14 protein-coding genes are annotated in these 13,562 nt (G+C 68.3%); 10 read left to right on the top strand and 4 right to left on the bottom strand.

What is annotated here, in order from left to right; all coding sequences use genetic code 11:
* The first annotated feature begins 183 nt into the window (after positions 1-183).
* The 6 genes from L540_RS00530 (at position 184) to L540_RS00505 (ending at position 6,023) form a co-directional block, all read left to right on the top strand.
* Positions 184-1,788: an ABC-F family ATPase gene (locus L540_RS00530; protein WP_043209174.1), complete on the top strand. Its 1,605-nt coding sequence runs from the start codon at positions 184-186 to the stop codon at positions 1,786-1,788.
* Positions 1,789-2,009: 221 nt separating this feature from the next.
* A complete protein-coding gene (locus tag L540_RS00525) occupies positions 2,010-2,774 on the top strand; it encodes an ABC transporter ATP-binding protein (RefSeq protein ID WP_043209443.1) in 765 nt (254 codons plus the stop codon).
* A gap of 49 nt (positions 2,775-2,823) precedes the next feature.
* The gene (locus L540_RS00520; protein WP_043209172.1) at positions 2,824-3,822 is read left to right on the top strand and encodes an ABC transporter substrate-binding protein; all 999 of its coding nucleotides are present in this window, start codon (positions 2,824-2,826) and stop codon (positions 3,820-3,822) included.
* An 8-nt stretch (positions 3,823-3,830) separates the two neighbouring features.
* The gene (locus L540_RS00515; protein WP_043209171.1) at positions 3,831-4,586 is read left to right on the top strand and encodes an ABC transporter permease; all 756 of its coding nucleotides are present in this window, start codon (positions 3,831-3,833) and stop codon (positions 4,584-4,586) included.
* Between the two features lie 4 nt (positions 4,587-4,590).
* A complete protein-coding gene (locus tag L540_RS00510; RefSeq protein ID WP_043209168.1) occupies positions 4,591-5,388 on the top strand; it encodes a type 2 periplasmic-binding domain-containing protein in 798 nt (265 codons plus the stop codon).
* A 23-nt stretch (positions 5,389-5,411) separates the two neighbouring features.
* Entirely contained in the window at positions 5,412-6,023 is a 612-nt protein-coding gene (locus L540_RS00505) for an IMPACT family protein (protein WP_043209166.1), read from the top strand.
* Positions 6,024-6,026: 3 nt separating this feature from the next.
* Here the strand turns inward: L540_RS00505 and trxA are convergent, their stop codons facing one another.
* The 3 genes from trxA to L540_RS00490 all read right to left on the bottom strand — a co-directional run bounded on the left by trxA (position 6,027) and on the right by L540_RS00490 (position 9,011).
* On the bottom strand, positions 6,027-6,413 hold the full coding sequence (gene trxA / locus L540_RS00500) for a thioredoxin (RefSeq protein WP_043209164.1): 387 nt from the start codon (positions 6,411-6,413) through the stop codon (positions 6,027-6,029).
* A 108-nt stretch (positions 6,414-6,521) separates the two neighbouring features.
* On the bottom strand, positions 6,522-7,538 hold the full coding sequence (locus L540_RS00495) for an LLM class flavin-dependent oxidoreductase (protein ID WP_043209441.1): 1,017 nt from the start codon (positions 7,536-7,538) through the stop codon (positions 6,522-6,524).
* Positions 7,539-7,718: 180 nt separating this feature from the next.
* Positions 7,719-9,011: an NCS2 family permease gene (locus L540_RS00490; RefSeq protein ID WP_043209163.1), complete on the bottom strand. Its 1,293-nt coding sequence runs from the start codon at positions 9,009-9,011 to the stop codon at positions 7,719-7,721.
* An 85-nt stretch (positions 9,012-9,096) separates the two neighbouring features.
* Here L540_RS00490 and tsaD point away from each other — a divergent pair, with 85 nt between their 5' ends.
* Positions 9,097-10,134: a tRNA (adenosine(37)-N6)-threonylcarbamoyltransferase complex transferase subunit TsaD gene (gene tsaD / locus L540_RS00485; RefSeq protein WP_043209161.1), complete on the top strand. Its 1,038-nt coding sequence runs from the start codon at positions 9,097-9,099 to the stop codon at positions 10,132-10,134.
* A 1-nt stretch (position 10,135) separates the two neighbouring features.
* On the opposite strand, the gene L540_RS00480 is transcribed toward tsaD, so the two are convergent.
* Positions 10,136-11,038, bottom strand: a complete 903-nt coding sequence (locus L540_RS00480) for a LysR substrate-binding domain-containing protein (protein ID WP_043209158.1) — start codon at positions 11,036-11,038, stop codon at positions 10,136-10,138.
* Between the two features lie 118 nt (positions 11,039-11,156).
* On the opposite strand from L540_RS00480, the gene L540_RS00475 reads away from it, so the two are divergent.
* From L540_RS00475 to L540_RS00465, 3 genes are read left to right on the top strand one after another with little or no spacing between them, the layout of a single operon-like run.
* Positions 11,157-12,023, top strand: a complete 867-nt coding sequence (locus L540_RS00475) for an amidohydrolase family protein (protein WP_197085625.1) — start codon at positions 11,157-11,159, stop codon at positions 12,021-12,023.
* Positions 12,024-12,050: 27 nt separating this feature from the next.
* The gene (locus L540_RS00470; protein ID WP_043209156.1) at positions 12,051-13,010 is read left to right on the top strand and encodes a Bug family tripartite tricarboxylate transporter substrate binding protein; all 960 of its coding nucleotides are present in this window, start codon (positions 12,051-12,053) and stop codon (positions 13,008-13,010) included.
* A gap of 4 nt (positions 13,011-13,014) precedes the next feature.
* Positions 13,015-13,548, top strand: a complete 534-nt coding sequence (locus L540_RS00465; RefSeq protein WP_043209155.1) for a carboxymuconolactone decarboxylase family protein — start codon at positions 13,015-13,017, stop codon at positions 13,546-13,548.
* Positions 13,549-13,562 lie beyond the last annotated feature (14 nt).

The raw sequence follows: 13,562 nt of genomic DNA, 5'->3' as shown, positions 1-13,562 counted from the left end.
CCAGGGCAGAAATCCGCCGGGCTTGGTACACTGTCAGGTTTACTCCACCGGCCGTGGCCAGGGGCTTAGGCCTGCCGCGCCGGGCCGGCCCGCGGCCTCCTGCCGTCGATCGGCGCCGTCATATCGGCCGTGGCGCCGATATCGTCCGGGCGCTCTTGGCCTGTATCAGCATAATCAGACACCGTGATCTCTACTGCCAATCTCACCATTCAGTTTGGTCCCAAACCGCTTTTCGAGAACGTCAGCGTCAAGTTCGGAGAGGGCAACCGGTATGGCCTCATCGGGGCCAACGGCTCGGGCAAGTCCACCTTCATGAAGATCATCGGCGGCGATCTCGAAGCCTCCGCCGGCAATGTGTCGCTGGAGCCGGGCGTGCGCCTGGGCAAGCTGCGCCAGGACCAGTTCGCCTTCGAAGACGTGCGGGTGCTGGACGTGGTGATGATGGGTCACACCGAGATGTGGGCCGCCATGTCCGAGCGCGACGCCATCTACGCCAACCCGGAAGCCACCGAAGACGATTACATGCGGGCGGCCGACCTGGAGGCCAAGTTCGCCGAGTATGACGGCTATACCGCCGAGGCGCGGGCGGGCGAACTGCTGCTGGGCCTGGAAATCGCCGTGGACCAGCACAATCTGCTGATGCGCGAAATCGCCCCGGGCTGGAAGCTGCGGGTGCTGCTGGCCCAGGCGCTGTTCTCCAATCCCGATGTGCTGCTGCTGGACGAACCGACCAACAACCTGGACATCAACACCATCCGCTGGCTGGAAACCGTGCTCAACAGCTATCAGAGCACCATGATCATCATCAGCCACGATCGCCACTTCCTGAACCAGGTGTGCACGCACATGGCCGACGTGGACTACGGCGACATCCGTATCTACCCGGGCAACTACGATGACTACATGCTGGCCTCCACGCAGGCGCGCGAGCGCCTGACGGCCAACAACGCCAAGGCCAAGGAGCGCATCAGCGAGCTGCAGGACTTCGTGCGCCGTTTCGCGGCCAACAAGTCCAAGTCGCGCCAGGCCACCTCGCGCCTGAAGCAGATCGACCGCATCAAGGCCGAGCAGGTCGAGGTCAAGCCGTCCTCGCGCCAGAACCCCTATATCCGCTTCGAGCAGAACAAGGTCATGCACCGTCAGGCCGTGACCATCGAACATCTGAACAAGCACTACGATGCGCCGGTCATCCGCGATTTCTCGGCCATGGTCGAGGCGGGCGAAAAGATCGCCATCATCGGCGCCAACGGCGTGGGCAAGACCACCTTGCTGCGCCTGCTGGCTCTGGACCTGGCGCCCGATTCCGGCACGGTGAAGTGGTCGGAGAACGCCGACATGGGCTATATGGCCCAGGACGTCTCCGATCAATTCCAGCAGACCGATATCAATCTGTTCGACTGGATGGCGGCCTATCGCCAGCCCGGCGACGATGACCAGGCCATCCGTTCGGCCCTGGGCCGCCTGCTGTTCTCCAGCGACGACTTGCCCAAGGCGCCCAAGGTGCTGTCCGGCGGCGAGAAAAACCGCATGACCTTCGGCCGCCTGATGCTGGGCCGCCACAACGTGCTGCTGCTGGACGAGCCCACCAACCACCTGGACATGGAATCCATCGAGTCGCTGCAGTTCGCGCTCGAAAAATTCCAGGGCACGCTGATCTTCGTCTCGCATGACCGCGAATTCGTCAGCGGCCTGGCCACGCGCGTGATCGAAATCCTGCCTTCGGGCGAGATCGTCGACTATCGCGGCGGCTACGAAGACTATCTGTCCTCGCGCGGCATCGAAGGCTGATCTCGTCCCGCACCCGTGTGGCGCGCGGGCCGTCCATGTGGCGGTCCCGCCGCGCAAAGAACGCCCTGCCCAGCTTCCGCGCCGCCCATGCCTTGCGCCGGCGCGCGCGCTTATATAGCTTTGGGTTGTTAAAACATGCGATAAATATCGTTTGAGTTCATATAACTGATTGTTAGATTACGAGGCAACCCCCAAGCCGCCTCGCGGCGGCCGAGATGCCCATGAATCTGACTTTCGATCACGTCCACAAGCAATTCGGCGACCTGCGCGTCGTCGATGGCTTCAGCAGCGAGTTCAAGACCGGCGAACTGGTCGCCCTGGTCGGCCCCTCGGGCTGCGGCAAATCCACCTTGCTGCACCTGGCCGCCGGCCTGGAGAACGCCACGCAAGGCCGGGTGCTGGCCGATGGACAGCCCGTCAGCGGCCCGCATCCCAGCCGTACCCTGGTCTTCCAGGAGCACGCGCTCTATCCCTGGCTGACGCTGCGCGACAACGTGGCCCTGGCGCTGGAGTTCCAGAAAACGCCCAAGCGGCAGGCCCGCGCCGGCGCCGATGCCTGGCTGGCCCGGGTCGGCCTGGCCGGCTTCGAGCACTACTACCCCCATCAAGTGTCCGGCGGCATGCGCCAGCGCGCCGCGCTGGCCCGCGCCTTCATCGCCCAGCCGCAGACCCTGCTCATGGACGAGCCTTTCGGCGCGCTGGACGCGCTCACCCGGCTCAGCCTGCAGGACGTGCTGCGCCAGCTGATCCGCGAAGAAAAGCCCACGGTGCTGCTGGTCACCCACGATGTCGACGAGGCCCTGTTCCTGGCCGACCGCATCGTCGTCTTCTCGCCGCGTCCGGCCCGCGTGCTGCGCGAGTTCAATCTCGCCCATCGCGCCAAGACGCATGACCTGGCCGACCTGGCCGGCGAAAAGCGCGAAATCCTGCGCCTGCTGGGCATCGCCGTGGACGAAGACCACGCCGCCCAGGCCCTGGCCGCCTAGATCGCCGGGCAAGCCTGGCTTGCCCCCACCCGCAATACTGGAGACACACATGAAGTTCAAGCAATGGTTGTCGCTGCCCCTGGCGGCGGCGCTCCTGGCTGCCGCGCCGGCCATGGCGGCCGAGAAATTCCGCGTGGGCTATCTGCGCGTCATGGACGACGCGCAAGCCATCGTCGCCCAGGAGGGCGGCTATTACCAGAAAGCGGGCCTGGACTCCGAACTGATAGAGTTCAAGTCGGGCACCGACCTCATCAAGGCCATCGTCGGCGGCCAGCTCGACATCGGCGTGCTGGGCTTCACCAATGCGGTGGCCTGGGCCTCCAAGGGCGCCGACCTGAAGGTGGTCGGCGGGGCCCAGCAGGGCTATCACTCCCTCCTGGTGCGCGATGATTCGGGCATCAAGGACATCGCCGGCCTGAAGGGCAAGACGCTGGCCTCGCAGGCCGAGGGCAGCACCGCCGACGTGGTGCTCAAGGGCGTGGTGCTCAAGGAAGGCAAGCTGGGCGAGGGCGATGTCAACGTGATGGGCGTCAGTCCCGCCGTGGCCGTGCAGTCGCTGGTGGGCAAGCGCGTGGACGCGGCCTTTCTGTTCGAGCCCTATGACCGCATCGCGCAGCTGGTCGCGCCGGTCAAGCAGATCTACGAAGTGGGCCAGTCCTGGCCTTTCCCCTGCATGGTGGTGATCACGTCGGGCGAGGTCCTGGCCAAGCGCAAGGACGACGTCTGGAAGGCCCTGGACGCCCAGAAGGCCGCCATCGACCTGCTGCAGAACAAGCCCGATGAAGCGTCCAAGCTGATCGCTTCCTACTTCATCGCCGAGCCCACGCTCAAGACCCTGGCCCGCGGCGAACTGCCGCGCGAGACGGTGATCAGCGAAGCCATCCGCACCCAGGTGTTCACGCCGGCCCTGACCGACAAGGACACCAAGCGCATGCAGGAAATCGCCGACATCCTCCAGGCCCAGGGTTCGCTGAAGACCCGTGATGGCAAGCCCTACGATGTGTCGTCGATTGTCGATCTCTCCTGGCAGAAGGCGCGCAAACTTTGAGCTCCCGTGTGACTGGCACGCGCAAGCACCTGGCCGGGGTGCTTGGCGTGCTCTTTATTTTGCTGCTGTGGCAGACGGCGGCCTGGATCCTCCCCGACTTCCTGATGCCCGGCGTGCCCGCGGTCCTGGGCCGTCTGGTCGAGGAAATCGGCAAAAGCAGTTTCCACCAGGCCCTGGCCGGGACGCTGGCGCGGCTGGGAGCGGGCTATGGCCTGGCCTTGCTGGCCGGCATAGGCTTCGGGCTGGTCGCGGCCCTGCTGTTTTTCTTCCGCGAGGTGCTGCGCAGCGCCATCGTCATCCTGCAGTCGATTCCCTCGATCGCCTGGGTGCCGCTGTTTCTCATCGTGATGGGCTTCGGCAATACGCCCATCATCGTGGTGGTGGCGCTGTCGGCTTTCTTCCCGGCCGCGCTGAGCGTGATGAACGCCACCGAGTCGGTGCAGCGCGTGCATGTGTCGGCGGCCCGGGTCATGGGGGCTTCACCCTGGGGCCTGGTCAAGCGGGTCTATCTGCCGGCGGTGATGCCTGAGCTGATCACCGGCGCGCAGCTGGCCTTCGGCAATGCCTGGCGGGCGCTGATCTCGGCCGAGATGCTGATCGGTTTCGGCAAGGGGCTGGGCCGTTCGCTGGCTTATTCGGGCGAGATCGCCGACATGACGGGCGTGATGGCCAACATCCTGGTCATCGCCGTCCTGGCCGCGCTGATCGACCAGTTCGTGCTGGAAAACCTCAAGCACCGCCTGTTGCGCTATCAATACGTGTGACGCCATGAAGACGGCCTTGCTCCGCGCCTTGCTGTTCGCCGCGGCCGCCCTGTGCGGCGCGGCGGCGCAGGCGCAGGAGGCTTTTGCCCAGGCGCGGGCGCGCGGCGAGCTGCGCGTCGGCGTGCCGGCGCTGGCGCCGGCGCCCGTGGCCGGGGCCAAAGTGCGCACGCCCGAAGGGCTGCAGCAGCCCGCGGCGGCGCGCCTGGCCGAGCGCCTGGGTCTGCCGCTGGCGCTGGTCGAAGTGCCCGCCGCCCAGGCCCAGGCCGCGCTGGCCGAGGGGCGGGCCGATGTCGTGCTCGCCGAGCGCGCCGACGGCGCGGCGCCGGAACCGGGCTGGGTGGGCAGCCGCTACACCGTCCAGCCCAAGGCCGTCATCCGCAGCGATACGCCCATGCGCAACTGGTCGCAGGCGGCCGGCAAGCGTGTCTGCATGGCTCAGGCCAACACGCGCGCCCAGGCCCTGGCCCGGGCCCATGGCGCCGAGGTGCAAGCCTATCGTGTGCCCTCGGATGCGCTGGTGGCCGTGCGCGAAGGGCAGTGCGATATCGCCCTGATCGATGACGTCGCCTGGAACGCCCTCATGCGCTTTCCCGAGTGGCGCAAGTTTTCCGCCACATTGCCGCCCGAAGGCCGCCGCGCTGAATTGGGCTGGCTGGCGCGCGCGCCCGAGGCGGCCTGGCTGCAGAACGAAATGCGCACCTGGCAGGCCACGGGCGGCTGGAACGCCATGACCGCCAAATGGGCGCGCGATGTCGCCTTCGATGTCTATCTGGACCAGGAAGTGCCCGACTGCCACGCTTGAGCCGGGCGCTACAATCCGGGCGTATGCCGCAAACCCTCGCCGCCCCCTGCGCCTTCCAGGAAGACATCAAGAAAAGCCGCTTTGCCGCCCATGCCGCGCCGGTCGCGAGCGTGGCCGAGGCCATGGCCTTTTTCGCGGCGCACAGCGTGCCGGAGGCCACCCACAATTGCTGGGCCTATCGCATCGGCAATGAATACCGCTACCACGATGACGGCGAGCCGGGCGGCACGGCCGGGCGTCCCATCCTGCAGGCCATAGACGGCCAGGGGCTGGATCGCGTCGCGGTGCTGGTGGTGCGCTGGTTCGGGGGCGTCAAGCTGGGGGCGGGCGGCCTGGTGCGCGCCTATGGCGGCTGCGCGGCCAACTGCCTGCGCGCCGGCCAGTACCTGGACATCATCCCCACGCTGCGGGTGAGCTGCCGCTGCGGCTTTGCCGAGCAGCCCCTGCTGCGCGCGCGGCTGGCGTCGGCGGGCGCGCAGATACTCGACGAGCAATTCGATGCCTCAGGGGTGATCCTGCTGCTGGAAATGCCTGTGGCGGCCGAGCCCGAACTGGCGCGCGTGGCGGGCAATATCACGCGCGGCCAATCCGGCTGGGAAGTGCTGCGGCCGCCCGAGGCGGCCGAGGACGGCTGAGGCTCAGGCCTCTTGTTCGCCGTCGGCCTTGTCGCGGGCCTCGGCGATGTCGCGATGCACCTTGGCCATGTCGACGTCCTTGACCTTGGTCAGCAGCTCGTCGAGCTGGCCGGCGCTCAAGGCGCCGGGTTGCGAGAACAGCAGCACTTTTTCACGGAAGACCATCAGCGTCGGGATGGAGCGGATGCCCAGGGCGCCGGCCAGTTCCTGTTCGACATCGGTGTTGACCTTGGCGAAGGTCACGTCGCCGTGCTTTTCGGCGGCCTGCTCAAACACGGGCGCGAAGCCGCGGCAGGGGCCGCACCAGGGGGCCCAGAAATCAATGATCAGCGTGCCGTCGGGCGTGATGGCTTCCTGGAAAGAGTCTTTGGTGAGTTCGACAATGCTCATGGCGTAGTCCTTGCCGGGTGACGGCGATAGGGGCGGGTTTCACCCAGTTTGCGCGGTCCGGGACCGCGATTCAAGCGCGGGTTCGGTCTGCGAACCCGGCGGATGGTTTCAGGCGCTGCGCGCGACGCCGGCGTTCTGCTTGAGCGAGGCGACGATTTCGTAGGAGCGCAGCCTGTCTTCATGGCGATAGAAGTCCGACACGATCATGACTTCATCGGCTTCGGTGCGGGCCACGATGTCCTCCAGCTTGCGCTTGACCGTCTCCGGGCCGCCGACGATGGCCGCGCCCAGTTTCTGTTCGACCGCGGCGCGCTCCCATTCGTTCCAGTGGCCGTCCATGCTTTCGACCGGCGGCTGCAGCGGCAGGCGGTTGCCGCGAATCAGGGACAGGAATTTGAGCTGCTGCGTCGTGGCGAGCAAGCGGGCCTCTTCGTCCGTCGGGGCGGCCACCACCGGCACGCCTATCATGGCGTAGGGGCGCGCCAGCGCGGCCGAGGGCTTGAACAAGTGACGGTACAGCCGCATGGCCGCCATGCCCTCGGGCGAGAAATGGCCGGCGAAGGAGAAGGGCAGGCCCAGCTCGGCGGCCATGCGGGCCGAGAAGTCGCTTGAGCCCAGCAGCCAGATCGGGATGTCCAGGCCGGCGCCCGGAATCGCGCGCACGGCCTGGCCGGGCCGCTCGGGGGCCAGGTAGGCGCGCAGTTCCTCGACCAGCGAGGGGAATTCCAGCCCGCTGCGCGGGCCGCGGCGCAGCGCCTGCTGCGTGGCGCCGTCGCTGCCGGGCGCGCGGCCCAGGCCCAGGTCGATGCGGCCCGGGTAGAGGCTTTCCAGGGTGCCGAATTGCTCGGCGATGATCAGCGGCGCATGGTTGGGCAGCATGATGCCGCCCGAACCCACGCGCAGCGTGCGCGTCTGGCTCGCCACCAGCCCGATGAGCACGGCGGTGGCGCTGCTGGCCACGCCAGTGATGTTGTGATGCTCGGCCAGCCAGAAGCGCCGGTAGCCCAGGCGCTCGACGTGCCGGGCCAGGTCCACCGTATTGCGGAAGGCGTCCGCGGGCGTGCCGCCCTGGACAATGGGGGCGAGGTCGAGGACCGAAAAAGGGATGCTGGCCAATGCGCTCATGGATACGGGCTCCGTCTTCATGCCGGCGCCGATGCGCCGGCTATGAACCGCTGGTGTTCAATATGGGGAGTGTATCGGCCTTTTCAAGCAAGCGTCCGAGCAACCTTGCCGCCGGGCGGGTCGATAGCCTGGCGATATCGACCCCATAGGCGCCAGGGGCAGGCCCCCGGCGGCCCGGCCTCATTCGGGGAAGAAGGCGTAGCGGATCACGAAGAGCGCGGAGACCAGCCAGGTCGCGGGATGCACGTCGCGGATGCGGCCCGTGAAGGTCTTGAGCACCACGTAGCTGATGAAGCCGAAGGCCAGGCCGTTGGCGATGGAATAGGTAAAGGGCATGACCAGGGCGGTCAGCGCGGCCGGCGTGGCTTCCGAGACGTCGTCCCAATCGATATCGATCAGCTCGCGCACCATCAGGCCGGCGACATAGAGCAGGGCGGGCGCGGTGGCGTAGGCGGGCACGGACCCGGCCAGCGGCGAGATGAACAGCGCGGCGAGAAACAGCAGCGCCACGACCAGGGCGGTCATGCCGGTGCGTCCGCCGGCCTGCACGCCGGAGGCGCTTTCGACATAGGCCGTGGTGCTGCTGGTGCCCAGCACCGAGCCCGCCACGATGGCGGTGCTGTCGGCGAACAAGGCGCGGCCCAGGCGGTTGGGCCGGTCTTCGGGGACCAGGCCGGCGCGTTTGGCCACGCCCATCAGCGTGCCGGTGGCGTCGAACACTTCGACCAGCACGAAGACCAGGATGACATGCACGAAACCGGCATGCAGCGCGCCCATGATGTCCAGCTTCAGGAAGGTGGGCGCCAGGCTGGGCGGCGCGGCGAACACGCCCTTGAAGTCGTTGTAGCCCAGCGCCATGGACAGCACCGTCACCACCAGGATGCCGATCAGGATGGCGCCGCGCACGCGCAGCGCGTCGAGCACCGCGATGATGAAGAAACCCAGGATGGCGAACAGCGGCGCATGGCCGCGCAGATCGCCCAGCGTCACCTTGGTGGCGGGGTGGGGGACGACGATGCCGGCGTTCGACAGCGCGATGATGGCCAGGAACAGGCCGATGCCGGCGGCGATGGCGCTGCGCAGCGAGTGCGGGATGCCGCGGATCAGCCAGGCCCGGATGCCGGAGACGGTCAGGATGAGGAAAATGACGCCGGAGATGAAGACCGCGCCCAGCGCCTGTTCCCAGCTATAGCCCATGGTCTTGACCACGGTGAAGGCGAAAAAGGCGTTCAGCCCCATGCCCGGGGCCATGCCGATCGGCCAGTTCGCCACCAGGGCCATGATGAGCGAACCCAGGGCCGCGGCCAGGCAGGTGGCCACGAAGACCGCGTCGCGGTCCATGCCCGTCGTGGACAGGATGTCGGGGTTGACGAAGATGATGTATGACATCGTCAGGAAGGTCGTCAGCCCGGCGATGACTTCGGTCTTGGCCGTGGTGCCGTGCTCGCGCAGTTTGAATAGCTTTTCCAGCATTATTATTCCCGGTAGCGTGCGGATTAAGAAAAAGCGCGGCCCCCCCGCGCATCGCGTATTTTGGCACCGTGTAAACTCCAGGGCCATGATTATTCTCGGTTTTGAAAGCTCTTGCGATGAAACAGGCGTGGCTGCCGTCTGCACGCAACGCGGCCTGCTGGCCCATGCCCTGCATTCGCAGATCGCGATGCACCAGGAATATGGCGGCGTGGTGCCCGAGCTGGCTTCGCGCGACCATATCCGCCGCATCGTGCCGCTGACGCGCGAGGTGCTGGCGCGCGCCGGCCTGCGGCGCGCCGATATCGGCGCGGTGGCCTATACCGCCGGCCCGGGCCTGGCCGGCGCCTTGCTGGTGGGCGCCAGCGTGGCCCAGTCGCTGGCCTGGTCCCTGGGGCTGCCGGCCATCGCCATCCACCACCTCGAAGGCCATCTGCTCTCGCCCCTGCTGGCCGATCCGCGGCCGGATTTCCCCTTTGTGGCCTTGCTGGTCTCGGGCGGGCATACCCAGCTCATGCGGGTCGACGGCGTGGGCCGCTACACCCTGCTGGGCGAGACGCTGGATGACGCGGCCGGCGAAGCCTTCGACAAGTCCGCCAAGCTGCTGGGCCTGGGCTATCCCGGCGGCCCGGCGCTTTCGCGCCTGGCCGAGCAGGGCGATGCCGCGCGTTTCGATCTGCCCCGGCCGATGCTGCACAGCGGCGACCTGGATTTCAGTTTCAGCGGCCTGAAGACGGCGGTGCTCACCCGGGTCAAGGCCGCCGCGAAGGACGGCGCGCTCGACGCGCAGACGCGCGCCGACCTGGCCGCGGCCACGCAGGCGGCCATCATCGAGGTGCTGGCCGCCAAGTCCATCCGCGCGCTCAAGGAGACCGGCCTGCGCCGCCTGGTCGTGGCCGGCGGCGTGGGCGCCAACAAGCTGCTGCGCCAGCGCCTGGGCGAGGTCCTGCCGCGCATGAAGGCCACGGCCTATTTCCCGCCGCTGGAGCTTTGCACCGACAACGGCGCCATGATCGCCTTTGCCGCGGCCGAGCGCGTCAAGGCCGGCCTGGTCGACCTGGCCGAGGGCGACCACGCTTTCACCGTGCGTCCGCGCTGGGACCTGGACGAACTCAAGGCGGCCTGAGCTAGGCCGGCTGCCGGTAGAGCAGCGCCTGCAGATCCATGCCGCGCATCAGCTTCGCCGTGGCCTCGGCCAGGCGGGTGGCCGGCCGCTGGCGCGGCGTGGCCAGCACCAGCTGGTTGCGGATCCGCGGCGACTCGATGCGGCAGACCGCCAGCGCGCCGTCGTCCAGCACGGCCGAGCGCGGCAGGAGGGCGCAAGCCTGCCCCTGGGAGGCCAGCTCCACAATGGTCTGCACGGCGTCCACCTCGGTCACCACGTTCAGGCGCACGCCATGGCGCCGGCACACGCCCTCGACCAGGGTGCGGATGGCATTGGGCAGGCTGGGCAGGATGAGGGGGATGCCGGCCAGGTCGGCCAGGGCCAGCCGCTCGGGCAAGGCGGGCTGGCGCTGGCGCGCGGCCGCCAGCACCAGTTCCTCGCGCAGCAGCAGCTCGGTCGCCAGCTGCGGGGTGGCCGGCGGATCATAGAGCAGGGCGAGATCCACGCGGCCCGACAGCAGCCATTCGCGCATCTGCGCCGACAGCCCCTCGGCCACCGTGATGGCGGCCTCCGGATAGGCCTGGCGGAACGCCGCCACCAGGGGCGGCGTGAGCACGCGCGCGATGCGCGGGGGCAGGCCCACCACCACTTTGCCGCTGGGCGTGGCGCGCAGGCCGCGCAAATCCTCGCGCGCCCGCTCGGCCAGGGCCAGCAGGCCGCGCGCATGGCCCAGAAAGCGCAGGCCGGCCTCGGTCGGTTCGGCGCCGCGTCCGTTGCGATACAGCAGGTGCTGCTCCAGTTCCAGCTCCAGCAGGCGGACCTGGCGGCTGAGCGTGGGCTGGGCCACGTCCAGGGCTTCGGCCGCGCGCGAAAAACTGCGCCGTTCGGCCACGTTCACGAAGTATTCGATCTGTTTGAGGTCCATGCGCCCGCTGTCCGGCTGACGATATAGATAAAAAGCATAACTGAAATCATAGATATAGCATTGTTAGACGGCGGGCGGCGCGCGCAACATGGCGGTCTCTTTCTTTCTTGGATGCACGATGCCGGATTGCCTGCCTCCGCTAGACCATCCCAGCCGTCCCGGCCAGGCCTTGCCGCCGGACGCCTGGGACACGCATTGCCATGTGTTCGGGCCGTCCGAGCGCTTCCCCTATGCCGAGGGCCGCAGCTACACGCCGCCCGACGCGCCCTATGAAAAGCTGGCCGCGCTGCACCGCCATCTCGGGGTGGCGCGCGCCGTGGTGGTGCAGGCCGCCTGCCATGGCTCGGACCACCGCGCCTTGCTGGACGCGCTGGCCCGTTCCGAGGGACGCTACCGGGGCGTGGCGGTGGTGGCGCCCGACATCGCCGAAGCCGGGCTGCAGGCCCTGCACGCGGCCGGCGTGCGCGGCGCCCGTCTCAATTTCGTGCCGCATCTGGGCGCGCCGCCCGAGCCGGCCGCGGTGCTTGCCCTGGCCGCGCGCATCGCGCCGCTGGGCTGGCATCTCTGCCTGCACGTCGATGGCGCCGGCCTGCCGGCCCTGCTGCCCCTGCTCAAGCGCCTGCCGCTGCCCTATGTGGTGGACCATATGGGCCGGGTGCAGGCCGCCCGGGGCCTGGACGACCCGGCCTTCCGCGGCCTGCTGGGGCTGGCCGGCGAGCCGGACGCCTGGGTCAAGATCTCCGGCATCGACCGCATCAGCCAGGGCAAGCGGCCTTTCCATGAGGGCCTGCCTTTCATGCGCGCCCTGGCCGAGGCCATGCCGCAGCGCGTGCTCTGGGGCAGCGACTGGCCGCACCCGAATGTGCGCGGCGACATGCCCGACGACGGCGAGCTGGCCGACGCCCTGTTTCTGGCCGTGCCCGATGCGGCGCTGCGCCAGGCCATCCTCGTCGACAACCCCGCGCGTTTGTACGCAACCGCCTGACCCCCATTCCGATAACAGGAGACAGACATGAAAAAATCCCTACTCGCCTGCGCGCTGGCCCTGTGCGCCCTGGCGGGCGGCGCGCCCGTCCATGCCGAACAGCCCGTGCGCCTGATCGTGGCCTTCCCGCCGGGCGGCCCCGTGGACCTGGTGGGCCGCGTGCTGGCCGAGCGCCTGGGCAAGGCATTGGGCCGCCAGGTCATCGTCGAGAACAAGGCCGGCGCCAATGGCAATATCGGCGCGGCCTTTGTCGCCAAGGCGCCGGCCGACGGTTCGGTGCTGTTTTTGACCAGCGTGGGCGCCGTCGCCATCAGCCCGGCGCTCTACAAAGACCTGCCATATCGGCCCAAGGAAGACTTCGCGCCGGTCTCCCTGGTGGTCAACAACGCGACCGTCTTTGTCGTGAATCCGGCCAATCCGGCCAAGGACGCGGCCGATTTCGTCCAGCGCTCCAAGGCGGGCTCGCAATCCGTGGCCATAGGCTCGTCCGGCGTGGGCAGCATTCCGCATCTGACGCTGGAGATGTTCGCCGACGCCAGCCAGGCCAAGGTCATGCACGTGCCCTACAAGGGCGCCGCGCCCGTCATCAACGATGTGATGGGCAATCAGGTCGCGGGCTTTTTCGGCGATGTGCCGGGCCTGATCGGCCATATCCAGAGCGGCAAGCTCAAGGCTCTGGGCCTGGCCGCCCCGGCCCGCCATCCCCTGCTGCCGCAAGTCCCCACCCTGGCCGAGCAGGGCATCGCCGGCGTGGAATCCAATAACTGGTACGGCCTGCTCGCGCCGGCCGCCACGCCGCCCGCCACGATCGCTACACTGAACCAGGCCGTGCGCGCCGCGCTGGAAGACGCCGGCACGCGCCAGCGCCTGCAAGCCTTCGGCGCCGAGCCCGCGCCGTCCACGCCCGAGGCCTTCGCGGCCCTGATCCAGCAGGACCGCCAGAAATGGTCCTCGCTGATCGAGCGCAAACAGATCAAACCGGAGTAAGCGCATGACCGAAGCCTCCCGCCTGGCGCCTGTGGCGCCGGGATCCCGCGCCGAACTGGCGCCGCTGGAAGCGCGCATCCAGGCCGCGCGCGGCCGCATCTCGCCGCTCTATCAGGTGCTGCTCAACAGCGCTCCCATCTGCGAGGGCTGGGAAGCCATGCTGAGCGCGGTGCGCAACCGCAATTCGCTGCCGGCGCGCCTGCGCGAGCTGGTCATCCTGCGGGTGGCCATCCTCAATCGCGCGCCCTATGAGTTCGACGCCCATGTGCCCCATGCCCAGGCCGCCGGCGTCGCGCCCGAGACGCTGCAGGCGCTGCGCGCCCATGCCGCGCCGGCCGCGATCCCCGGCCTGGCGCCAGGCGAGGCCGAAGCCCTGGCCTATACGGACGCCATGACGCGCGACATCGAAGTGCCCGACGCGGTCTTCGAGCCCCTGCGCGCGCATTTCAGCGGGCAGGGCCTGCTGGACCTGACCGCCACGGCGGCCGCCTACAACATGGTTTCCCGCTTGCTCGTCGCCTTGCGGGTAGGCCATTGATCCGGATGACGACC

This window comes from Bordetella pseudohinzii (assembly GCF_000657795.2).
GTDB lineage: Bacteria > Pseudomonadota > Gammaproteobacteria > Burkholderiales > Burkholderiaceae_B > Bordetella > Bordetella pseudohinzii.
The sequence above is the reverse complement of the archived record's forward strand: the minus strand, read 5'-3'. Positions and strand labels throughout refer to the sequence as shown.

Excerpts from the sequence above, each read along its gene's own strand:
- L540_RS00520 (WP_043209172.1), top strand. The coding sequence starts at position 2,824 with ATGAAGTTCAAGCAATGGTTGTCGCTGCCCCTGGCGGCGGCGCTCCTG.
- L540_RS00490 (WP_043209163.1), bottom strand. The coding sequence starts at position 9,011 with ATGCTGGAAAAGCTATTCAAACTGCGCGAGCACGGCACCACGGCCAAG.
- L540_RS00510 (WP_043209168.1), top strand. The coding sequence starts at position 4,591 with ATGAAGACGGCCTTGCTCCGCGCCTTGCTGTTCGCCGCGGCCGCCCTG.
- L540_RS00480 (WP_043209158.1), bottom strand. The coding sequence starts at position 11,038 with ATGGACCTCAAACAGATCGAATACTTCGTGAACGTGGCCGAACGGCGC.
- L540_RS00495 (WP_043209441.1), bottom strand. The coding sequence starts at position 7,538 with ATGAGCGCATTGGCCAGCATCCCTTTTTCGGTCCTCGACCTCGCCCCC.
- L540_RS00505 (WP_043209166.1), top strand. The coding sequence starts at position 5,412 with ATGCCGCAAACCCTCGCCGCCCCCTGCGCCTTCCAGGAAGACATCAAG.
- L540_RS00525 (WP_043209443.1), top strand. The coding sequence starts at position 2,010 with ATGAATCTGACTTTCGATCACGTCCACAAGCAATTCGGCGACCTGCGC.
- trxA (WP_043209164.1), bottom strand. The coding sequence starts at position 6,413 with ATGAGCATTGTCGAACTCACCAAAGACTCTTTCCAGGAAGCCATCACG.
- L540_RS00475 (WP_197085625.1), top strand. The coding sequence starts at position 11,157 with ATGCCGGATTGCCTGCCTCCGCTAGACCATCCCAGCCGTCCCGGCCAG.
- tsaD (WP_043209161.1), top strand. The coding sequence starts at position 9,097 with ATGATTATTCTCGGTTTTGAAAGCTCTTGCGATGAAACAGGCGTGGCT.
- L540_RS00470 (WP_043209156.1), top strand. The coding sequence starts at position 12,051 with ATGAAAAAATCCCTACTCGCCTGCGCGCTGGCCCTGTGCGCCCTGGCG.
- L540_RS00465 (WP_043209155.1), top strand. The coding sequence starts at position 13,015 with ATGACCGAAGCCTCCCGCCTGGCGCCTGTGGCGCCGGGATCCCGCGCC.